The following is a 21,731-nucleotide window of genomic DNA, read 5'->3' on the forward strand; positions in this document are numbered from 1 at the left end:
AGACTATTTTCCGCCGCCCAGCGAGTGGACATAGACCGCCATCGCCTTGATGGTGGCCGGATCGAGCCGCCCTTCCCAGGCCGGCATGACGCCGGCACGGCCATTCGTGATGGTCTCGATCAGGGTCGCCTCGTCGGAGCCGTAGAGCCAGATCTTGTCGGTCAGGTTTGGCGCACCGAGCTCCTGGTTGCCCTTGCCGCCGTCACCGTGGCAGGCGACGCAATTGTCGTCAAAAATCTTCCCGCCCTTGGCAGCGTCGTAGCCGTTCCGGGTCGGAAGGCCCGCGAGCGAGCGGACATAATTGGCCACCGTGACGATCTCGTCCGGCTTCAGCACGCCGTCCTTGCCGAAGGCGAGCATCTGGCCCTCATGGGTCTTGGCGTGACCGGAGCGTGCGCCGAACTGGATGGTCTGCATGATCTGGTCGAGCGTGCCGCCCCACAGCCAGTCGTCGTCGTTCAGGTTCGGAAAGCCCTTGGCGCCGGCCGCGCCCGAGCCGTGGCACGGCGCGCAATTGTCGCCGAACACGGTCTTGCCCTTGGCGCGGGCGAGCGCCAGCAGGGCCGGATCCTTCTCGATGTCGGCAAGCGAGGCCGCGCCCAGCGCCACCATCTTGTCGCCCCTGATCTTGTCGAGATTGGCGAGCTCGACCGCGACGTCGGCGCGCGATGAATAGCCGAGCACACCGCGCGTGTTGCCGGAGATCAGCGGCCAGGCCGGATAGACGATCCAGTAGCCGATCGCCCAGACGATGGTGAGATAGAACGTAATCACCCACCAGCGCGGCAGCGGCGTGTTGAGCTCCTTGATGCCATCCCACTCATGTCCGGTCGTGGACCTGCCGGTGACGGAATCGAATTCCCCTTGATGCTCACTCATGATCTCTCACTCCTCCCGCAGCGGCAGGCGGGCTGCTTCGTCGAAGGCCGCCTTGTTGCGGGGCCAGAATGCGTAGGCGACGATCGCGAGAAAGATCGCGACGAAGACCGGCGTCCAGATCGTTGTCACGAGGCTGGATGCGAGATTGTCGAATGTCAGGATGGCTTTCATCGGTGATGCCTTCTCAGCGAAGATTGGCTTTCTCGTTGTAGAGCTTGAAGTCGACCAGCGTGCCGAGCATCTGCAAATAGGCGATCAGCGCGTCCATCTCGGTCGGCGTCCCGGTCTTGCCGTCGAAATTGCGCACGACGGCCTTGGCGTAGCGCTTGGTGAAGGCATCGGCGCCGGCATTGTCAGGATCGGCCTGCGCCTTCATGTCCGCGGCCGCGTTGGCGATCTGGTCGTCGCTATAGGGAACGCCGACGGTCCGCAGCGTGCGCATATGATCGGCGATAGTCGACGGATCGACCTCCGTCGAGCTGAGGAACGGATAGCCGGGCATCACCGACTGCGGCACGATCGCGCGCGGATTGGTCAGATGGGTGACGTGCCAATCGTCGGAATATTTGGCGCCGACGCGGGCAAGGTCAGGACCGGTGCGCTTCGAGCCCCACTGGAACGGGTGGTCGAACATGCTCTCGGCGGCGAGCGAGAAGTGGCCGTAGCGCTCGACCTCGTCGCGCAGCGGGCGGATCATCTGCGAATGGCAGAGATAGCAGCCTTCGCGGACATAGACGTTGCGCCCGGCGAGCTCGAGCGGCGTGTAGGGCCTGACACCATCGACCGCCTCGATCGTGCTCTTGAGGTAGAACAGCGGCGTGATTTCAACGAGACCACCGATCGCGATCACCAGCAGGATGCCGACGATCAGGATGATCGAGTTCTTTTCGAAGACTTGATGGCGTGTCCAGAACGACATGGGAAGCTCCTCACTCCGCCGGCTGAAGAGCGACGGGCATCTGGACTTCCTGCTCGCCGACACGAACGGTCATCCAGAGGTTATAGGCCATGATCAGCGAGCCGATCAGGAACAGCGCGCCGCCGGCGGCACGGATGATGTAGAAGGGATGCATCGCCTCGACGGTCTCGATGAAGGAATATTCGAGGAAGCCGAGCGAGGTGTAGGCGCGCCACATCAGGCCCTGGAGGATGCCGGACACCCACATCGCCGAGATGTAGAGCACGATGCCGAGGGTTGCGATCCAGAAGTGCCAGTTGACGAGCTTCAGGCTGTAGAGACCCTTGCGATTCCACGCCCACGGCACCAGGCAGTACAGCGCGCCGAAGGAGACGAAGCCGACCCAGCCGAGCGCACCGGAATGCACGTGACCGATGGTCCAGTCAGTGTAGTGGCTGAGCGAGTTGACCACCTTGATCGACATCATCGGTCCCTCGAAGGTCGACATGCCGTAGAAGGCGACGGAGACCACCAGCATGCGCAGCACGGGGTCGGTCCGCAGCTTGTCCCAGGCGCCCGACAGCGTCATCAGGCCGTTGATCATGCCGCCCCAGGAGGGCATCCACAGCATGATCGAGAAGGTCATGCCGAGCGTCTGCGTCCAGTCCGGCAGCGCGGTGTAGTGCAGATGGTGCGGACCGGCCCAGATGTAGAGGAAGATCAGCGCCCAGAAATGGATGATCGAGAGCCGGTAGGAATAGATCGGCCGCTCCGCGCGCTTCGGAATGAAGTAGTACATGATGGCGAGGAAGCCGGCGGTGAGGAAGAAGCCCACCGCGTTATGGCCGTACCACCACTGGAACATCGCATCCTGGATGCCGCCCCAGGCGATGTAGGATTTTGAGCCGAGGATCGATACCGGCAGCGCGGGGTTGTTGCCGAGATGCAGAACCGCGATCGTCACGATGAAGGCGAGATAGAACCAGTTCGCGACGAAGATGTGAGGTTCCTTGCGCTTGATGATGGTGACGAGGAAGACCAGCAGATAAACCACCCAGACGATGGTCAGCCAGAGGTCGGAGTACCATTCCGGCTCCGCATATTCCTTGCCCTGCGTCACGCCGAGCAGATAGCCCGTGCCCGCGACCAGGATGAAGAAATTATAGCCGACGACGACGAACCAGGGCGCGAGATACCCCGCGAGCCGCGCACGGCAGCTCTTCTGCACCACGTAGAAGGAGGTTGCGAGCAGGACATTGCCGCCGAAAGCGAAGATCACGGCGGAGGTGTGCAGCGGCCGCAGCCGGCCGAATTGAATCCAGGGCAGATCGAAGTTCAGTGCGGGCCAGGCCAGCTGGGATGCGATGATCAGCCCGACCAGGAAGCCGGCGATGCCCCAGAACATCGCCATGAAGGAGGAGAACTTGATCGGGCCCATGTTGTAGTTGGGCCGGCCGTTGATCTCCTCGGCGGGCAAGCTCGCCGGGCGGTCGTAGTAATTGTTGACGATGAAGAACACCGCGGCAAGGCTGCCAACTGCTCCGAGCGCAGCGTGGAAGGCGAAGGGCGCGTCAAGCGCCTTGGCCGAAGCGATCACACAGAGGAACGCGGTGACTGCGAACACGACAGCCAAGCCGCTTTCACCGATGGTCATTGATTTGGAGATGGAGGGCTGGGGCATCGCGGATTCTCTCTGAAAGAACACGCTGCCAGAAACCACATTCACCCTCGCGGGGAATTGATTGAAATCAAGACTTGCCGTTCAGTTCTTCGGATCTGGCGGTCATTTTCGCGACAGCCCGGTATTTTTGCGGCGCAACTCGTCGATATGCTACCGCTGCCCCCATCGTCATTGCGAGCGAAGCGAAGCAATCCAGAGTCCCTGCTCGGAAAGATTCTGGATTGCTTCGCTTCGCTCGCAATGACGGAGGCCGGAACCTACCGCCCGGCTTGAGCCACTTAGTCGCTCGCGGTCGCCTTCAGCGCCGCGATGACGTCCTCGCGCGCAACGATTCCGGCCAGCTTCTGGGCGCTGTCGAGCACGATGATGCTGCGGATGCGGTGCTCGACCATGATCTGGAGAACGCGCGTCAGCCGCGTGTCGGGACTGACATAGATGAACTCCGGCGTCATGACATCGCCGACCTTCCGGCCCATCAGGTCGTGATAGCGCGGCAGCATCTGGCTCGGCGTGAAGGCGAAGCACTTCAGGATGTCGAACTTGGTGACAATGCCGACGACCTGTCCGTCGTCCTCGACGGGGTAGGAATTGAAATCGTCCTGCTCGAACATCTCGCTGAGCGCGAGCAGATTGTGGTCACGCTGCACCGTCCTGACGTTGCGCGTCATGTAGCCGCCGGCGGTCTGCTCAAGGAATTTGTACACGGCACGTCCTCATCGATTTGTCGGTACGGCCTCGCCTTCAATGCGACAGCAGCACGCAGCGCGCGGATTGCGTGACCAGATATTCCGTGACGCCGCCGAGAATCAGCTCGCTGAAGCGGGAATGGCCGTAGGCCCCGGCGACGATCAGGCCGGCTCCGACATCGCCGGCGATCCCCTCCAATCGCACGTCGGCCGTTTCGTTCGCCGCCTCCACCACGCGCGCCGTCGCCGTGACGCCGTGGCGGGCGAGCCAGGCGGCGACATCGCTGACGCGCTCGGCAACGACCGCATGGTCTCCGTCCGCCTCAGGAATCTCGACAATGGTGACGTCCTTCGCCTTGCGCAGCATGGGCAGCGCGTCAGCCACCGCCCGCCGCGCCTCGGGCGTGTCCTTCCAGGCCACGAGCACGCTGCGCAGATCGAGCCACTTGATCCCGTCGGGCACCACCAGCAGCGGCCGGCCGGCCTGCATCACCAGATCCTTGGGGCTTGCGAGCGCAAAGGAATCGGAGAAGGCGGGGCTCTGTCCGCCGCTGACGACGATGTCGGCACAGCGCGCCTGCGCTGCGACGAATCGTGCGGGGAAGTCCGTGGCGCTGCGCCATTCCACCCGTCCGCCGCGGGCCTTGGTCGCGGCGCGGAATTGCGTCTCCAGGCCGGCCAGGCGTCCCTTGATGGAGGTTTCTTCCTGATCGATCAACCGCTGAGCTGCGATGCCGTCCGTGAAATAAAGTGGCGGAGCGAACCGCGCCGCGGCGACCCCGACGATCGCCGCCTCGAATCGTTCGGCAAGCTCGCCGGCGACCTGAAGGCGCGCATCGTTGGGCTGGCCGAGCGCCAGGCTGACCATCACCGTCGCGTATGTCATCGGGAGCCTCCAGTGCAAATCTATTTGATGAAAATGTACGCCCCGCCTGAATTCCGGAGATGAGATAGATCAAGCGCTCCGCCTCCACCCGCCGACCGGGGACGGAACTTGCCTCCGAGCCGGGCTTCGGCGACATTGCGGCAGCGGTAACCCCATCGGGGTCACCGCATCAGGATCAGGAGCATTGCTTGTCGCCGACCCGCGTAACGCACCCTCAAGATGACGGCCGGGGCGAACATTTCCGCGTCCGGATCGAGGGATTCGGCGTCGGCACCTGGGATCTCGACCTCAAGACCATGGAATGGGAATGGTCCGACGCGTCGAAGGCCCTGCTCGGCGTCCCGGCAGACCAGCCGGAGAGCTACGAGCTCTTCCTGGCGCGTCTGGAGCCGAAGGATCGTGAGCGGGTCGAGAGTGCGATCCGGCGCGTCTCCGAGCGCGGCGGCGGCCTCGATGTGTCCTTCAGAGTCGCCGGGGCCATAGGCGGGGAAAAATGGATCAGGGCCCGCGCCGGCCTGATCCGCGATGAGGCCGGCGCCGCCCGCCATCTCAGCGGCATCTTCCTGGACATCGACGAGGAGAAGCACGTCGAGGAAGCGCTGCGCACGCGCGAGACCCACCTCCGCTCCATCCTCCACACCATTCCCGACGCCATGATCGTGATCGACGGTCGCGGCATCATCCAGCTGTTCTCGACGGCGGCCGAGCGCCTGTTCGGCTGGTCGGAGCAGGAGGCGATCGGCCAGAACGTCAGCATCCTGATGCCGGAGCCGGATCGCTCCCGCCATGACGGCTATATCGCGCGCTACCGCTCCACCCAGGATCCGCACATCATCGGCATCGGCCGCATCGTCACCGGCAAGCGCCGCGACGGCACCACCTTTCCGATGCACCTGTCGATCGGCGAGATGCAGTCCGGCGGCGAGCCCTATTTCACCGGCTTCGTCCGCGACCTCACCGAGCATCAGCAGACCCAGGCGCGGCTCCAGGAGTTGCAGTCCGAGCTCGTCCATGTTTCGCGCCTGAGCGCGATGGGCGAGATGGCGTCCGCGCTGGCTCACGAGCTGAATCAGCCTCTGGCCGCGATCAGCAACTACATGAAGGGATCGCGGCGACTGCTCGCCGGCAGCGCAGATCCGAATCTGGCGAAGATCGAAAGCGCACTGGATCGCGCCTCGGAGCAGGCCGTACGTGCAGGCCAGATCATTCGCCGCCTTCGCGATTTCGTCGCACGCGGTGAGTCCGAAAAGCGGGTGGAGAGCCTCTCCAAGCTGATCGAGGAAGCCGGCGCGCTCGGGCTCGCCGGTGCGCGCGAACAGAACGTCCAGCTTCGGTTCAGTCTGGATCAGAATGCCGATCTCGTGCTCGCCGACCGGGTTCAGATCCAGCAGGTCCTGGTCAATCTGTTCCGCAACGCGCTGGAGGCGATGGCGCAGTCGCCGCGACGGGAGCTCGTCGTCACCAACACCCGTGTCGGTGACGACATGATCGAGATCGAGGTTTCCGACACCGGCTCCGGCTTCCAGGACGACGTCATTCCGAATCTGTTTCAGACCTTCTTCACCACCAAGGAAACCGGTATGGGGGTGGGACTGTCGATCAGCCGCTCGATCATCGAGGCTCATGGCGGGCGCATGTGGGCCGAGAGCAACGCATCGGGCGGCGCGACATTCCGCTTCACTCTGCCTGCAGCCGACGAGAGCTGAACCATGACGACCAACGGAATTGTCTACGTGATCGACGACGACGAAGCGATGCGCGATTCGCTGAATTTTCTGCTCGATTCATCGGGTTACAGCGTAACCCTGTTCGATGACGCGCAACGCTTCCTCGATGCCCTCCCCGGCCTCGCGTTCGGTTGTGTCCTCTCCGACGTGCGCATGCCCGGCATCGACGGCATCGAGCTCCTGAAGCTGATGAAGGCGCAGCACTCGCCGTTTCCGATCCTGATCATGACCGGCCACGGCGACGTGCCGCTTGCGGTCGAGGCGATGAAGTTAGGGGCCGTCGACTTCCTGGAAAAGCCGTTCGAGGACGACCGCCTCGTCTCGATGATCGAAGCGGCGATCCAGCAGGCCGAGCCCGCCGCCAAGAACGAAGCCATATCCCAGGACATCGCCGCCCGCGTCGCGTCTCTCAGTCCGCGCGAGCGCCAGGTCATGGAAGGACTGGTCGCCGGCCTGTCCAACAAGCTGATCGCCCGCGAATACGACATCAGCCCGCGCACCATCGAGGTGTACCGGGCCAATGTCATGACCAAGATGCAGGCGGGCAGCCTCTCGGAGCTGGTCCGGCTGGCAATGCGCGCCGGCTTGCTGAAGGATTGAGCCAAGGCGGCTTGAGGCAAGTCAAGGCGGTTGCCTCGGCCTGTGCTAGCCAATTCGAATGATCGAAATCGGCTCGCACCATGCGCGGCTCCCCATGGCGTCATCGGTAAAGCCCACCGTCTACGTGGTCGACGACGATGACGCCGTGCTCGGATCCCTGCGTTTTCTGCTGGAAACCGACGGCTTTGCCGTGCGGACATTCAGGAACGCCACGGCGCTGCTCAACGCGACGAGCCCGTCCGGCGCGGACTGCTACGTGATCGACTACAAGATGCCCGACATCAACGGCATCGAGCTCGCCGGCCGCTTGCACCAGTCCGACCGCGACACGCCGGTGATTCTGATCACCGGCTATCCCGATAGCAATATCTCGGCTCGGGCAAAGGCAGCAGGCGTGAAAGACGTGATCTTGAAGCCGCTTCTCGACGAGAATCTGGTCAAAGGCATCCGTCACGCCATCCAGGCCCGCCGCCGGAATTGACCTACGGGACTCTACGTAGGTCCCGTAGCCCGGATGGAGCGCAGCGCAATCCGGGAATCCGATTGCGGAGCTAACCCCGGATTTCGCTGCGCTCCATCCCGGCTACGAACTCGGCGGCCTACGGGGTTCTACGTAGGTAACCCTCCTTAAGATATCTCGCGAAATTTTCGAAGCAACCGATACCGCGTATCAAGGCGCCATCACAACGGAGATGGCGCAAATGCTGACGCAGACCCTCAACACCCAGGCGATCAACACCCAAATCGGTGGCAGGATTGCCCCCGTTCATCCCGTCTCCGACCAGTTCGGCGCCATCACCGGTCATGTCGGCCTGGTCGCCACCGAGTTCTCCTACCGCAAGGACGAGGAGATCTACGGCGAGGACGAGCCTGCGGAATATGTCTACCAGGTCGTCTCCGGCGCGGTCCGCACCTACAAGCTCCTCTCGGACGGCCGCCGCCAGATCGGCGCGTTCCATCTTCCCGGCGACGTGTTCGGCCTCGAATCCGGCGCCAGCCACCGCCTCGCCGCCGAGGCCATTATCGACACCGATGTGCGCCTGGTGAAGCGCGTCAGCCTCGAAAAGGCCGCCGGCACCGACGTGCAGGTCGCCCGCAAGCTCTGGGCCATGACTGCCGGCGAGCTACGCCACGCCGAAGACCACATGCTGCTTTTGGGCCGCAAGACCGCGATGGAGCGGGTTGCGACCTTCCTGCTCGAAATGGACCGCCGCCTCGCCGTTGCCGGCATGATGGCGCTGCCGATGTGCCGCCGCGACATCGGCGACTATCTCGGCCTCACGCTCGAGACCGTGTCGCGCGCGCTGTCGCAGCTCCACGCCCAAGGCATTCTCGGTTTCTCCGGCGCCCGCCAGATCGTGCTGCGCAACCGCCAGCGCCTGCACAATCTCGACGCCTGATCGTTTCGTCCTCCCCTACCCCCTATGGCCGGCTGATCTCGTTCAGCCGGCCATTTCTTTTGCCGCAATGCCGGTGCGCCGGGTCTCCGGCATCACGAAGAAGATCAGCAAGAGCCCCAAGGCTGCAATGCTCGCCAGCCCCAAGAATGCAGTGGCATTGCCGAACATGTCGCTGACATAGCCGCCAAGCGCGGTGCTCAAGGACGCACCGAGTCCGGTCGCCGTGCCGACAATGCCCTGCGCGAGATTGAAGTGCCCGCTTCCGAACGCGACGTCGGCCACAACAAGCGGAATCATCACTGCGAACACTGCCGCGGTGATGCCGTCGAACACCTGCACCGCCACCAACAGATAGGGATCGCGCACGGTCGCAAACAGAAGACCACGAATCGCCAGCGCGCCGAACCCGATCAGTAGCAGCGGACGCCGTCCCCACGCCTGCGCCTTGCGTCCGACGGTCGGCGACAGCAGCGCCACGATCGCCTGCGGCACGACGATGCAGAAGGCCACCAGCACCGTCGCCCACTGGCTCGACCTCGCCGTCACGGCGCTCGCCATCAGCGGCATCATCGACGCATTGGCGAGCTGCAGCAACAATACACTCAACGCAAAGACGATCAGCGGCCGTTGCCGGATCAGATGCCAGATATTGGTATCGCCGGGCTCCGGCGCCTCGCGCGGCATCTCGCCGTGACAGCGCGCGATGTCGACCTCCTCCTCGCGGATGCGCGACAATGCAATCAGTGTCGGGATCGCGAGCAGGAATGTGACCAGGAACACCGAACGGCTCGAAAGAAGATAGCCGGCCGTGCCCATCACGGCGGCAGCGACGCCGTTGCCGAGCGAGGCAAAGCGGGCATTGCGGCCGAGCCGTTCGCCGATCTTGAGCGGGCCGACGAGGCCAAGGCTGATCGCCGCGATCGCCGGTCCCAGCACGCAGCTCGCCGCCGCATGCAGCGTCGCCGCCGTCACCACCACCGGGAAGATCGGCATCGCCGCATAGGCGAGCGCACAAAAGCCAATGGTGGCGATCGCGAGCGCCGCGACCAGTCGTTCTGATTTCGCAGCATCGATGATGGCGCCGCCCGGCATCTGGCCGATCAGCGCGACGATGCCGCCGATCGACAGCACGAAGCCGATCTCGACCTGCGTCCATTTCTGTGTCGTCAGGTAGACCGCGATGAAGGGGCCGAAGCCGGTCTGCACGTCGGCGAGGAAGAAGATGAACCAGTCGAGACCACGCAGGCTTCGTTGCGACGGCGCGGGAATAGCCGCAAGGACGGGTGCGGCCACGTTGCCCCGTTCAACGCGTCCTTCGCGCCTCTCGTGATCAGGCTTCCTCGACAAGAGCACAGGCGGTCAGCCCTCCCCCCTCCTCACTGGATGGCCTGCAGCGGTTGCAGACTGCCGGATGCCCCGAGCACGACCATCGGCGTATCCTCCTTGTATTCCGGTGCAGCCGCGACCTGCGCTTTGGTCAATTCCAAGGTGATGCTGTCTTTCTTGTTGGCAATCTTGCCGAAGCGCAGTGCATTCCAGTCCACCACGATCTTGCGGCTGCCGACGCCGAGGAAGCCGCCGAAATCGATCACGGCGGCGCGGACATGTCCCTCGCGATCGACGATGACATCGACAATACGCCCCATGTCCTCATCCGCCGCGCTGCGCACGTCACGCCCGAGCACGCCATGGGCGTCGCTGGCGCCGATGATGGTCACCGATGGCGGCGGCACCGCATCCTTCGGGGTGACGGGCACGACCGAAGCCGGCGGCGCAGCCGTCGGCGGTGCGTTCGTCTCGGTCGGAGCTGCATTGGCGGACGGGGGCAATTCCTCCGCGGCACGCGATACGGCAACCGTCATTTCCGCGACGATCGCGATGCTCAGAACCAACCATCCGGCGGTTCGCATGACACCCTCCTTGCCGCGGCCACTAATGCGCCAGCACGATCGACACCTGGATCCGGCCGCGCGTGCGCAGCACCTCCAGCGCCACGTCGTGGCCGTGGCGGCTGACGCGCAGATCCACGCTGGATTCGCCCAGGCGCAGGTCGCGCAGGATGACCTCGTTCAGAAATGCCGGCAGATGCGGGTTACGCAGCCGGATCTCGCGGCGCGCGACGTCGAACTCGAGGCCGAGCGCCGCCTCCAGCAGCGTGAACGGCGTCGCGCTGGCCCAGGCCTGCGGCGCGCAGGCAACCGGATAGAGCGTCGGGCCGCGCCGCTTCTCGCGGCGGAAGCCGCAGAACAATTCCGGCAATCGTCGCAGATCCATATAGGCCGCGGCGTCGAACAGGCCCTTGAAGACGTGCGCGACCGAGTGCTTGAGCCCGTAATGGGCGAGGCCCAGCGCAATCAGTGCGTTGTCGTGCGGCCAGATCGATCCATCGTGATAGGACATCGGATTGTAGCGGACTTCGCCGCGCGCGACGGTGCGGATGCCCCAGCCCGAGAAGAAATGCGGGCGCATCAGATCGGCGGCCACGAGGCGGGCGCGGTCCTCGCGGACCATGCCGCTGAACAGCACCTGCCCGGCATTCGAGGTGCGGACCTCGCAGCGCCGCTTCTGACCGTCGAGCGCGACAGCATAGGTACCAAGCTCCTCGCACCAGAACGCCGCCTCAAAACGTTCGGCGAGCGACTTGGCCTCCGCCTCGAGCTTGCTGGCGAGATCGGGCTTGCCCAGCGTCCGTGCGCACCGCGCGGCGAGCTGCTTGGCCATAAAGACATAGCCCTGGACTTCGGCGAGCGCGATATTGCCTTCCGCGAGCTTGCCGTCGGCGTGGAAGATCGCGTCGTAGGAATCCTTCCAGCCCTGGTTGGCGAGCCCCTTTTCGGTCGCGCGCTGGTACTCGACAAAGCCGTCCTGATCAGGATCGCCGGGACCGTCGATCCAGGCAAGCCCCGCCTCGATCGCGGGCCACAGCTCGACCAGTGTGTTCTCATCGCCGGTCCGCTCGAAATAGCGACCGGCAAGCAGGACGAACAACGCCGTCGAATCCACGCTGCCGTAATATTGCGAGAACGGCACCTCGCGCAGCGCCGCCATCTCGCCGCCGCGCATCTCGTGCAGGATCTTTCCGGGCGCGGCGTCGGCGAGCGGATCGACCGCCTTGGCCTGGAAATGCGCAAGCCGCCGCAGCACGCCCTTGGCCACCCGCGGATCGACCCACAGCATCTGCAGCGCCGTGATCAGGCCGTCGCGGCCGAACGTGGTCGAATACCAGGGAATGCCGGCATAGGGATAGCGCCCTTGCGGCGTCTCCGTCATCAGCATGTTGAGGTCGGCCATGGCCTGGCACAGCACCTCGTTGAAGATGTTGTTGGAGGTCTCGATGCTGGTCGCGCCGATCGCCGATTGCCGCATCTCGCGGCGATGCGCCAGCAGGCCCCGGAAGAAGCGCGCCGGCTTCTCCGCGAGCGGCCGGTTGCACGACACGGCCACGAACAGCGATTTGGCTTCGTGCGGATCGAGCTCGAGCTGCCAGGTCGCGGCGTTGACCGAGAGCCGCGTCGGGCGCGGATCGAAATGCAGGCCGGTGATGCGCTCGGCCTCGTCGAGGCCGCGATATTCGAACAGCACGTCGGTCGGCCCGAGCAGCCTGCTGGTGCCGGTCCCCCGGCGCGGCCGCCGCTCGCCGCGCACTTCAAACAGATCGGCAAAATCATTGTCGAACAGCAGCGTCAGCTCGAAGGAGGCCGGCTGCTCGCCGTGGTTCTGCAGCCCGATGCGCTGATACGCCGTACCGCGCCACAGAAAGATGGTGCGCACGATGTGCAGCAGGTCCTTTTGCAGGACGATGCGGCCCTGGCGATAGATATCGGGGTTGGTGAGGTCGACCGTCAGACCCGAATTGTCGTCGCGCAGGTTCGAGCCGAGCAGCAGCGGCTGGAGATCGTCGAGCACCAGCTCCAGCCGCGCCAGATAACGCGTGTCGCAATTGAACAGGCCGTCCGGCCCGCCGGCCGAGGCGCCGATGTCGCCATGGCTGTCCAGCACGATGAAGGTGTCGTCGTGCTTGAGCGAGCGACGGGGCCGCGCGGCGGGCCCCGTCATTGGAATGTAGAACGGCTGCTCGGCAACGGCCTCTATCGTCTGCGAGGCCGAGCTGATCCTGGTTGCGGCTTCGACTGCCATGAGCTGCTCCCCTGCTGCCAGTGTTTCGAACGCGACCAACGCAAACGCAACTGTTGGGTTTACGCGGCGAACTTCGCGAGCCGGCTCATTTCCTGCGTTACCAGTTCGCGGTACGGACCATGCCCCTGCATCAGCCGGTCGGGCGCTCCGTCCTCGATGATCTTGCCGTTCCTGAGCACGACGACGCGGTCGAAATTGCGCAGCGTCGCGAGGCGATGCGCAATCGCGATCACGGTGCGGCCGCGCATCAGGCGCGACAGCGCCTCGCGGATCGCCTCCTCGGATTCGCTGTCGAGCGCGGCGGTGGCTTCATCCAGCAGCAGGATCGGCGCGTCCTTCACGAAGGCGCGCGCGATCGCGATGCGCTGGCGCTGGCCGCCGGACATTTTGACGCCTCGGTCGCCGACCATGGTGTCGAGACCGTCGGGCAGGCTGTCGATGAAATCGCAGCGCGCTGCGATCGCGGCGCGCAGCACCTCGTCGTCAGTCGCGTTCGGCCGGCCGTAGCGGATGTTCTCGCGGATCGAGCGATGAAACAGCGAGATGTCCTGCGGTACCACCGAGATCGCCTCGCGCAGGCTCTGTTGCGTGACCTTGGAGATGTCCTGGCCATCGATGGTGATGCTGCCCTCGTCGACGTCGTAGAAGCGTTGCAGCAGCGTGAACAGGGTGGACTTGCCGCCGCCGGACTGCCCGACCAGGCCGACGCGCTGACCGGGCTGCAGCCGCAGGCTGAAGCGCTCGAAGATCTTCTCAGCCCCAGGATAGCCGAAGGTGACATTGTTGAACGCGATCGCGGCACCACTCTTGACCAGGGGCTCGGCCTCGGGGTGATCGCGCAACTCGTGCGGCACCAGCAGCGTCGCGATCGCCTCGGTCAGGCGCGCGACGTGCTGGGTGACATCGACCAGCGCGACGGCAAGATCGCGGGTCGCGCTCAGGATGGAGATACCGAGGGTACAGACCAGCACGACGTCGCCGGTGGTCGCCTCGCCCTGCTGCCAGAGCGTGACGGCCCAGGCCATCAGGGCGATCGTCAGGATCACGGTCACGGCGGCATGCAGCAGCCGCAGCTTCTCCAGATAGCGCAGGCTGCGTCCACGCGCATTGACTTCCCGGCTCACCGTGGCGTCGAACCGCTCGTGCTCATGGCCGATGCCGCAGAAGGCGCGAACCAGCGGCATGTTGCTGATGACGTCGATCATCTCGCCGTCGACGGCGGCCGCCTTGTCGGCGAAGTCGTCATGCAACGGCTTGCCGGCCGCGGCTAGGCGGAACATCGCCACCACCATGCCGCCGGCGATCACGGTCAGGCCCGCTGCCATATAAGGGCTTACGGTTCCGATCAGCCCGATTGCCGCAATTGTGGCGATGCACGGGGGTAACACATTCCAGACGAACATGTTCTCGACCGTGAACACCGCATTGGACGTGGCAGTGATGCGGCTCGTCAGCATGCCCGGCATGCGGTCCAGGAAGTAACTCGGCGCATGCCCGGTCAGATGACGAAAGATGTCACGGCGCAAATCGCCGGTGACACGGACGAAGGTGAAGCTCGCCGTCCAGCTGGCGATCCGCCACAGAAAATTGTCGGCGGCGATCAGTGACATGAGCAGGATGAATGCCAGCCATACGCTACCGCCATGTGAAGTTCCCGCGGACAACGCGTCGACGAGAGATTTGACGCCGTACTGCGTGCCCACCGAGCAGGCAACAGCTGCCACCACAGCGGTCAGGATCACCAGATGCGACGCCAGCCGTCGCCGCAGGTAGCGCAAGACAAATGCAAATGGCCTGCGCGCGTATCCAGAAAGATGATCCATGAGACCCCGTCGTGATTTCAATTGTTCTGGCTGGTCGATTGAACAACGACCAGTTCGCCTCGGTTCCGGGGCAACGCCATCACGACATGCGGATGCGGACGATCTGCGAAGAGGAGATGGCAGCATCGAGACATGTTCGCGATGTGTCGAATAAGTAACGTTTGTTGAGAGGAACTTCGCAACTGCGGGAACGTTCCCTTGTTGGCATGCCGGTGCCAATTACACGGCGGGGGTTCCAACGTCCACATGATCGCAGAGGAGATGGTGAGATGCGCATCGCGCAGGTAGCTCCGTTGACGGAGGCTGTTCCACCCAAGCTGTATGGCGGCACCGAGCGGGTGGTGCATTGGTTGACGGAAGAGTTGGTGGCCCTTGGACACGATGTCACCCTGTTCGCCAGCGGCGATTCGCAGACGTCGGCGAAGCTCGACGCATTATGGCCGCGGGCGCTTCGCCTCGACGGTTCCGTGCGGGATCCCAATGCACTGCACATGGTGCTGCTGGAGCGCGTGCGGCAGAAATGTGACGACGAGGAGTTCGACTTCCTCCATTTCCATCTCGACTATTATCCGTGGTCGCTGTTCTGCCGGCAGCCGACGCCGTTCCTGACCACCCTGCATGGCCGGCTCGACCTGCCGGAGCATCAGCCGGTGTTCAATACTTTCTCAAAGATGCCGGTCATCTCGATCTCGAGCGCGCAGCGGCGGCCGGTGCCGCAGGCGAACTGGGTCACCACCATCCACCACGGCCTGCCCGAGAACCTGCTGGTGCCGAAGCCGGCGAAACAGGAATATCTCGCCGTGCTCGGCCGCATCGCGCCGGAGAAGGGCGTCGACCGCGCCATCAAGATCGCGATGCATTGCGGCATCCCGCTGAAAATCGCGGCCAAGGTCGATCGCGCCGACCAGGATTATTATGACGAACTGATCAAGCCGATGATCGCAGGCAATCCGCTGGTGGATTTCATCGGCGAGATCAGCGATCACGAGAAGTCGGACTTTTTGAGCGGCGCGCTCGGCCTGTTGCTGCCGATCGACTGGCCGGAGCCGTTTGGCCTGGTGATGATCGAAGCCATGGCCTGCGGCACACCGGTGATTGCCTTCAACCGCGGCTCGGTGCCTGAAATCATCGATGAGGGGCTCACCGGCTTCGTCGTCGAGGACGTCCTCAGCGCCGCAGGTGTCGTGAACCGCCTCGCCCAGCTCGATCGCGCCGCCATCCGCAAGCAGTTCGAGAAACGCTTTACCGCGCGGCGGATGGCACTCGACTATCTCGCCGCCTACCGCAGCCTGACCGAAGAACAGGCGCCACGCATCAAGCTGGTGAGCAGCGCGGAGTAGCAGTCTCCACTGCTCTCGTGTCCCGGACGCGCTGCAACGCCCTTAGCGTTGCGGCGCAGAGCCGGGACCCATACGTCGCAGCAATAGTTTGGCGAAGCGCCCAGCTCCATCCACCCGTCATTGCGAGCGCAGCGAAGCAATCCAGAGTCTTTCCGCGGAGGGATTCTGGATTGCTTCGCTGCGCTCGCAATGACGGAGTCCGTGGCAGCGACAGTGCCTACACCACCACCGTCCGCTTCGGCTCGACGATCTCGAACATCCGCGGGAATTCGTCCATCAATCCCATCAGCTCGGCAAGCTTCATCGGATTGCCCGACAGCTTGACCTTCCCCGCAGCCACTGCTTCCGGAAAACTCGTCAGCTTCGCGATCACCTCGTCCAGCGTCGCACGCGCCAGGGTGAAGCCGGCGTCGGCATTCTCCGCCTGCACTCCTTTCGTATAGGTCAGAGCGCAGTTTTCCAGGTTCAGCACGAACCTCTCGCCGGTATCCGAAAAGCTCCAGTTCAGCACCATGTGCTTGCCCTCCGCCTTCGGTCCGTTGAGGCGGATGCCGAGCACGTCCCAGAGCTGTTCCGTGCGCAGTGCGGCCAGCGTCTCGCGCGGCATCGGCGCGCGTGGCGGCGTCTTCGGCATGCCATGGCGCAGCTCCTGGGCGCCGAACAGATAGGCATTGCGCCAGGTCGAGCTCTCGGCGGCATAGCCGAGCTGCTCCAGCGTGTCGGCCAGCAGCGCGCGCGCCGCTTGATTATCGGGCTCGGCGAAGACGAGATGACCGAGCGCCTGCGCCACGAAGCGGAATTCGCCCTTGTCAAAATCTGCGCGCGCCCGCGTCAGGATCGCATCGGCGCCGCCCATATACTCGACGTATTTCTTGCCCGACGCCACCGGCGGCAGCGGATCGAGATTGACCGGATTGGCGTCGTACCAGCCGAGATATTTCTGATAGATCGCCTTCACATTGTGCCTGATGTGGCCGTAATAACCGCGGCCGTGCCAGGCACCTTCCAGGCTCTTCGGCAGCTGGATCGTCTCGGCGATCTCGGCGGCGTTGAGGCCGTGGTTCATCAGGCGGATGGTCTGGTCATGCGCGAATTTGTAGAGGTCGCGCTGCTCGCGGATCATGCTGTCGATGCGTTCGCGGCCCCACACCGGCCAATGATGCTGGCCGCACATCGCCTCGGCCTTGCCGCCCCACAGATGCAGTGCCTCGCCGAGATATTTCGACCACGCCAGCGCATCGCGCACATCGGCACCGCGGAACGGCAGCAGATTGTGGAAATTATGCGTGCAGTTCTCGGCGAGGTTCAGAAGCTTGTAGCCCGGCAGGAAGAAGTGCATTTCCGCTGGCGCTTCGCTGTTCGGCGCCATCTGGAATTCGAACTCGACGCCGTCGATAACGCGCTTGTCGCCGGTCGCCATGATCAGGTCGGTCGGCCGCAGCAGCGCGACCGCACCGGCCGCCATGGTCTTGCCGAGGCCGCAATCGACCTGCCCACGCACGCCCTTTGCGAGAAACGGCCCGAACTGATATTGCGCCCGGCGCAGCATCGCTGGTCCAGCGATGATGTTCTCGGAGACGGCGTGCTCCATGAACAGATTCGGGGCGATGATCGGTACGCGGCCGGTGGCGAGCGTGTCCTCCTCTAGGACGCCGCGCGCCCCGCCCCAGTGGTCGGTGTGCGTGTGCGTGAAGATGACAGCGGCAACCGGCTTCGGGCCACGGTGCTTGAAGTAGAGATCGAGCGCGGCGCGCGCGCTTTCGATCGAGGTCAGCGTGTCCACCACGATGACGCCGCTGTCGCCCTCGATCAGCGTCATGTTGGCGATGTCGAGCCCGCGCACCTGGTAGACGCCCGGCACGACCTCGAAGAGGCCGTGGTGCATGTTGAGCCGCGACTGCCGCCACAGGCTCGGATTGACCGTCGGCGGCGCCTGTTCGGTGGACAGAAAGCCGTAGGGCTCCAGACTCCAGACCGTCCGTCCTTGCGAATTCGCGATCTTCGCGTGCTCGATCGTGCCGAGAAAGCCGCGCGCCGCGTCGTCGAAATCCCGCGTGTCGGAAAACGGCAAAGCGCCCAGCATCGTGTGATGCCGCGCGATGACGGACGGCGTCGCGTCCTTCGGCTCGCTGCTGGGTTCAGTCATGATTGTTTCCTCCCGGCCTGACGCGGCATCTAACCGCATCTTGCGGTCGATTGCTATGCTGGGGGAGATCAGCGGCCCGGATGGAGCGAAGCGCAATCCGGGGAAATCTGTCGAAACGAAACAAAGACCCGGATTTCGCTGCGCTCCATCCGGGCTACGAGATCCGACTAATGCATCCCCAGCACCCGCGGCAGCCACAGCGTCAAATCGGGCCAATAGGTCACGATGACCAGGAAGCCGAGCATGGTGAGCAGCCACGGCATCACTGCGACAGCGAGGTCGGTGATGCGCATTCGGGCTATCATCGAGGCGACGTACAGGTTCAGGCCGACAGGCGGATGGCAGAGGCCGACCTCCATGTTGACGTCCATGACGATGCCGAAATGCACGAGATCGATGCCGAGCTTCTTGGCGGCCGGCGCCAGGATCGGCGCCATGATCAGGATGATCGAGTTCGGCTCCATGAAGTTGCCGGCGAGCAGCAGCAGCACGTTGACGACGAGCAGGAAGCCGACCCAGCCGAGGTTCTGCGCCGCGATCCAGTCGGCGAGCGTGGCCGGCAAATTCTCGTTGGAGAGCACGAAGGAGAACAGCACCGCATTGGTGACGATGTAGAGCAGCATCGCGCTGGTGTTGGCGGCGCGCAGCAGCACCCGCGGCACGTCCGACATCCTGATCGCCTTGTAGACGAACACGGCGATGATGAAGGAATAGACCGCGGCCATCGCGGCGGCCTCGGTGGCGGTGAACAGGCCGCTATAGATGCCGCCGATGATGATGACGACCAGCATCAAGCCCCAGATGCTCTCGCGGAAGGTGCGAACAGTCTCGCCCCAGCTCGCCTTCGGCATTCGAGGATAGTCGCGGTTGCGCGCCAGCCACCAGGTGACGATGCAGAGCATCGTCGTCAGCATGATGCCGGGGAGCAGGCCGGCAACGAACAGCGCGCCGATCGAGGTGTTGGTCGAAACGGCGTAAACAATCTTCGGGATCGACGGCAGCATCAGGATGCCGAGCGACCCCGCCACCGTGATGATGCCGGCGCCGAAGCGCATGGGATAACCGTGGCGGACCATCTCCGGCAGAACGATGGCGCCGATCGCGGCGACGGTCGCGACGCTGGAGCCGCAGACCAGCGCGAACATCGCGCAGGCGACGATGCCGGCAAGGCCGAGGCCGCCGTGCCAGTGCCCGATCAGCGAGGTCGCGAAGTTGATCATGCGGCGCGCGACGCCGCCATGGGTGAGGAAATTGCCGGCGAGGATGAAGAACGGGATCGCCATGATCTCGAAGCCTTCGATGCCGGTGAAGAGCTTCATCGAGACGGCTTCGATCGGCACTGCGGTCAACGTGAACAGGAACGTCATCACGGTGAGGCCGAGCGCGATCGAGACCGGAATGCCCGTCAGCATCAGCGCGATCAGCAGCGCGAACACGGTCGCGGCGCGCATCCAGTGCGGCAGCACGATGAAACCGGTCTTTTCGCCAAGGCACAGCGCGAAGATCAGGATCGGCGCCAGGATCAGGATGACGCCAAGCGGCGAAACTTTTCGCGCAGCAGCTTTCGTGGCGGCGCCGGCAGGCTGCGGATGCAGCGCCGGCGAGACGTCGGCCTCCACGCCCTCGACATGGGTCTCGTCGTGATGCGGCAGCTCGCCGGTCCAGTAATAGAACCAGCAGACCTGCAGGAAGCGGAAGCACATGAGGCCGGAGCCGAGCGGGATCGCCAGATACACGAACCACATCGGCGCTTCCAGGTCGTTGGACTGCTGCCCGGTGTGAAACATCTCGCCGACAAAGGAGGCGCCGAAGGCGGCGATCATGCCGGTGAACAGCGCCCCGCACAGCAGCGAGAACAGGATGACGTGCTTGCGCGAATGCTCCGGCAGCCGGTTGACGAGCAGGTCGACGCCGACATGGATGCCGGTGCGCACGCCATAGGCCGCGCCGAACTTCGCCATCCAGATGAACATGTAGATGCAGAGTTCCTGCGCCCACGACAGGTCCAGCTCGGACATGAAGGTGAACACCGCCATCGACGCCGATGCGAGCCACGTCATTCCATGCGCCGCCGCCCAGCGCGACAGGTTGATCGATTCGCCCGCACCGTAACGGTGCACGACGGCGATGAAGATCAGTCCGGTTGCAGCCGCAATGAGCGTCGCGATCAACCATTCTTCGAGATGATTGAGCAGCTGGTTGAGCACGCGCAGCAAATCAAAGCCCCCCTGTCGATACGAAACGGTCGGGAGTGCACTCACTCCCGACCGTTGGTATATTCTTGCCGGAAACCGCGTCAGTTCATCTTGACGTCGAGTTCCTTGGCGACGAGATCGAGCACTTCCTGCCCGACCCGGCCCTTGGCCCATTTATAGGTCGGTTGCATCGCCTCCTGCCATGCCTTGCGGTCGGCATCGCTGAGATAATGCAGCGTGGTCTTGCCGCTCTTCTTGATCTCGGCCAGCGCGTCCTCGTTCTCCTGGTGCGCGATCTGGTTGGTGTAGTCGGTCGCATCCGCCATCGCCTTCTCGAGCTGGGTGCGGATGTCGGGCGGCAGGCCGGACCAGAATTTCGAATTGACGATCACTGCGTATTGCAGATGCGCGTGATAGGACACGGTGATGTCCTTCTGCACTTCATAGAACTTCTGCGTCAGGTAGTTCGACGCGGTGTTCTCGCAGCCGTCGACCACGCCGGTCTGAAGCGCCTGGTACACTTCGGAGAACGCCATGATCTGCGGGATCGAACCCATCAGGCGGAAATACTGGTCGGCGATCTTGGAACCGGAGATGCGGAATTTGAGGCCCTTGAAATCCTCCGGCTTCATCAGCGGGCGATTCGACGACACCATGTGGAAGCCATTGTCCCAAAAAGCGAGGCCGGTAATGCCTTTGGCCTCGAGCTTCTGGAACAGCCATTTGCCGACCGCGCCCTTCATCGCGTTCGAATAGGTCTCTTCGTCCTTGAACAGCCAGGGCAGGTCCAGCGCCTCGAATTCCTTGATGCCCAGCGGTGCGAATTTCGCGGTCGAGGGCGCCAGCATCTGCACCGAGCCGAGCTGGAGCGCCTCGATCTCCTCCTTGTCCTTGTAGAGCGAGGAGTTCGGATAGACTTCGATCTTGACCTTGCCGTCGGTGTACTTCTCGGCAAGTTCCTTGAACTTCAGCGCGCCCTTGCCCTTCGGCGTATCGTTGGCGACGACGTGGCTGAACTTGATGATGATTGGGCTCTGAGCTGCGGCGACCACAGGGGCCAAGGCGAGCGCGGCCGCGGCGACCGCAAAGAGCAGTTTGCGCATGAAGGACCTCCCCAACAACCCTAGAAGACCGGGTTCTTTTTTGTTTTGCAGATCGGTTTTGCAGATCGGCTTTGCAGGTCAGTAGTGGCAGCAATCGGCAAGCCGAACAACTAGACCTAAGCCCAATTTGCCGCAGCGAAACCATGCCGCAGCAAGGCTATCTTGCCTGCGGTCGCACGCGCAACCCGGCGCGCGCTCCACGGACGGGAGCGAGCGCTTATGTCGCATCG

General features: G+C 63.8%; 18 protein-coding genes and 1 pseudogene. 5 read left to right on the forward strand and 14 right to left on the reverse strand.

The annotated features are described in order from the left end of the window. Positions 1 to 3 precede the first annotated feature (3 nt). The 6 genes from ccoP to ACNJX9_RS28785 all read right to left on the reverse strand — a co-directional run bounded on the left by ccoP (position 4) and on the right by ACNJX9_RS28785 (position 5,030). The gene (gene ccoP / locus ACNJX9_RS28760; RefSeq protein ID WP_057753385.1) at positions 4 to 879 is read right to left on the reverse strand and encodes a cytochrome-c oxidase, cbb3-type subunit III; all 876 of its coding nucleotides are present in this window, start codon (positions 877 to 879) and stop codon (positions 4 to 6) included. A gap of 6 nt (positions 880 to 885) precedes the next feature. Then, positions 886 to 1,050, reverse strand: a complete 165-nt coding sequence (locus ACNJX9_RS28765) for a CcoQ/FixQ family Cbb3-type cytochrome c oxidase assembly chaperone (protein WP_057753387.1) — start codon at positions 1,048 to 1,050, stop codon at positions 886 to 888. 13 nt (positions 1,051 to 1,063) lie between these two features. Continuing rightward, positions 1,064 to 1,798: a cytochrome-c oxidase, cbb3-type subunit II gene (gene ccoO, locus ACNJX9_RS28770; protein WP_057753389.1), complete on the reverse strand. Its 735-nt coding sequence runs from the start codon at positions 1,796 to 1,798 to the stop codon at positions 1,064 to 1,066. A 10-nt stretch (positions 1,799 to 1,808) separates the two neighbouring features. After that, entirely contained in the window at positions 1,809 to 3,458 is a 1,650-nt protein-coding gene (ccoN, locus tag ACNJX9_RS28775) for a cytochrome-c oxidase, cbb3-type subunit I (protein ID WP_439405367.1), read from the reverse strand. Between the two features lie 278 nt (positions 3,459 to 3,736). Further along, positions 3,737 to 4,162, reverse strand: a complete 426-nt coding sequence (locus ACNJX9_RS28780) for a CBS domain-containing protein (RefSeq protein ID WP_271601773.1) — start codon at positions 4,160 to 4,162, stop codon at positions 3,737 to 3,739. 37 nt (positions 4,163 to 4,199) lie between these two features. Beyond that, a complete protein-coding gene (locus ACNJX9_RS28785) occupies positions 4,200 to 5,030 on the reverse strand; it encodes a universal stress protein (protein ID WP_439405368.1) in 831 nt (276 codons plus the stop codon). Positions 5,031 to 5,218: 188 nt separating this feature from the next. Here ACNJX9_RS28785 and fixL point away from each other — a divergent pair, with 188 nt between their 5' ends. The 4 genes from fixL to ACNJX9_RS28805 all read left to right on the forward strand — a co-directional run bounded on the left by fixL (position 5,219) and on the right by ACNJX9_RS28805 (position 8,757). Next, positions 5,219 to 6,736 (forward strand): sensor protein FixL, encoded by a 1,518-nt coding sequence (gene fixL / locus ACNJX9_RS28790; RefSeq protein ID WP_439405369.1) that lies wholly within the window; start codon positions 5,219 to 5,221, stop codon positions 6,734 to 6,736. Between the two features lie 3 nt (positions 6,737 to 6,739). Beyond that, positions 6,740 to 7,357, forward strand: a complete 618-nt coding sequence (fixJ, locus tag ACNJX9_RS28795; RefSeq protein WP_439405370.1) for a response regulator FixJ — start codon at positions 6,740 to 6,742, stop codon at positions 7,355 to 7,357. Positions 7,358 to 7,415: 58 nt separating this feature from the next. Then, positions 7,416 to 7,838 (forward strand): response regulator, encoded by a 423-nt coding sequence (locus ACNJX9_RS28800; protein ID WP_057753397.1) that lies wholly within the window; start codon positions 7,416 to 7,418, stop codon positions 7,836 to 7,838. Positions 7,839 to 8,058: 220 nt separating this feature from the next. Beyond that, the gene (locus ACNJX9_RS28805) at positions 8,059 to 8,757 is read left to right on the forward strand and encodes a helix-turn-helix domain-containing protein (protein ID WP_057753832.1); all 699 of its coding nucleotides are present in this window, start codon (positions 8,059 to 8,061) and stop codon (positions 8,755 to 8,757) included. Positions 8,758 to 8,799: 42 nt separating this feature from the next. Here the strand turns inward: ACNJX9_RS28805 and ACNJX9_RS28810 are convergent, their stop codons facing one another. From ACNJX9_RS28810 to ACNJX9_RS28825, 4 genes are read right to left on the reverse strand one after another with little or no spacing between them, the layout of a single operon-like run. Continuing rightward, positions 8,800 to 10,110, reverse strand: a complete 1,311-nt coding sequence (locus ACNJX9_RS28810; RefSeq protein ID WP_439405371.1) for an MFS transporter — start codon at positions 10,108 to 10,110, stop codon at positions 8,800 to 8,802. A gap of 23 nt (positions 10,111 to 10,133) precedes the next feature. Beyond that, on the reverse strand, positions 10,134 to 10,667 hold the full coding sequence (locus tag ACNJX9_RS28815; protein WP_057753401.1) for a PRC-barrel domain-containing protein: 534 nt from the start codon (positions 10,665 to 10,667) through the stop codon (positions 10,134 to 10,136). A gap of 22 nt (positions 10,668 to 10,689) precedes the next feature. Beyond that, positions 10,690 to 12,894, reverse strand: coding sequence for an amylo-alpha-1,6-glucosidase (locus tag ACNJX9_RS28820; protein ID WP_439405372.1), 2,205 nt, complete (start codon positions 12,892 to 12,894; stop codon positions 10,690 to 10,692). A gap of 59 nt (positions 12,895 to 12,953) precedes the next feature. After that, positions 12,954 to 14,717 carry an ABC transporter ATP-binding protein gene (locus tag ACNJX9_RS28825; protein ID WP_439405373.1) on the reverse strand — a complete coding sequence of 588 codons (1,764 nt, stop codon included), beginning with the start codon at positions 14,715 to 14,717 and terminating at the stop codon, positions 12,954 to 12,956. Positions 14,718 to 14,986: 269 nt separating this feature from the next. Here ACNJX9_RS28825 and ACNJX9_RS28830 point away from each other — a divergent pair, with 269 nt between their 5' ends. Continuing rightward, positions 14,987 to 16,057, forward strand: a complete 1,071-nt coding sequence (locus ACNJX9_RS28830) for a glycosyltransferase family 4 protein (RefSeq protein ID WP_439405375.1) — start codon at positions 14,987 to 14,989, stop codon at positions 16,055 to 16,057. Between the two features lie 217 nt (positions 16,058 to 16,274). Here the strand turns inward: ACNJX9_RS28830 and ACNJX9_RS28835 are convergent, their stop codons facing one another. The 4 genes and pseudogenes from ACNJX9_RS28835 to ACNJX9_RS28850 form a co-directional block, all read right to left on the reverse strand. Further along, a complete protein-coding gene (locus ACNJX9_RS28835; RefSeq protein ID WP_439405376.1) occupies positions 16,275 to 18,203 on the reverse strand; it encodes an alkyl/aryl-sulfatase in 1,929 nt (642 codons plus the stop codon). Between the two features lie 167 nt (positions 18,204 to 18,370). Beyond that, the gene (locus ACNJX9_RS28840; RefSeq protein WP_057753838.1) at positions 18,371 to 19,654 is read right to left on the reverse strand and encodes a TRAP transporter large permease; all 1,284 of its coding nucleotides are present in this window, start codon (positions 19,652 to 19,654) and stop codon (positions 18,371 to 18,373) included. A 237-nt stretch (positions 19,655 to 19,891) separates the two neighbouring features. Continuing rightward, positions 19,892 to 20,572: pseudogene (locus ACNJX9_RS28845) on the reverse strand (TRAP transporter small permease); the annotation flags it as partial. Then, positions 20,500 to 21,501 carry a DctP family TRAP transporter solute-binding subunit gene (locus ACNJX9_RS28850; RefSeq protein WP_057753407.1) on the reverse strand — a complete coding sequence of 334 codons (1,002 nt, stop codon included), beginning with the start codon at positions 21,499 to 21,501 and terminating at the stop codon, positions 20,500 to 20,502. The gene ACNJX9_RS28850 and the pseudogene ACNJX9_RS28845, both read right to left, overlap by 73 nt. Positions 21,502 to 21,731: the final 230 nt, after the last annotated feature.

This window comes from Bradyrhizobium sp. BLXBL-03 (genome assembly GCF_051853015.1).
GTDB classification, from domain to species: Bacteria; Pseudomonadota; Alphaproteobacteria; order Rhizobiales; family Xanthobacteraceae; genus Bradyrhizobium; species Bradyrhizobium manausense.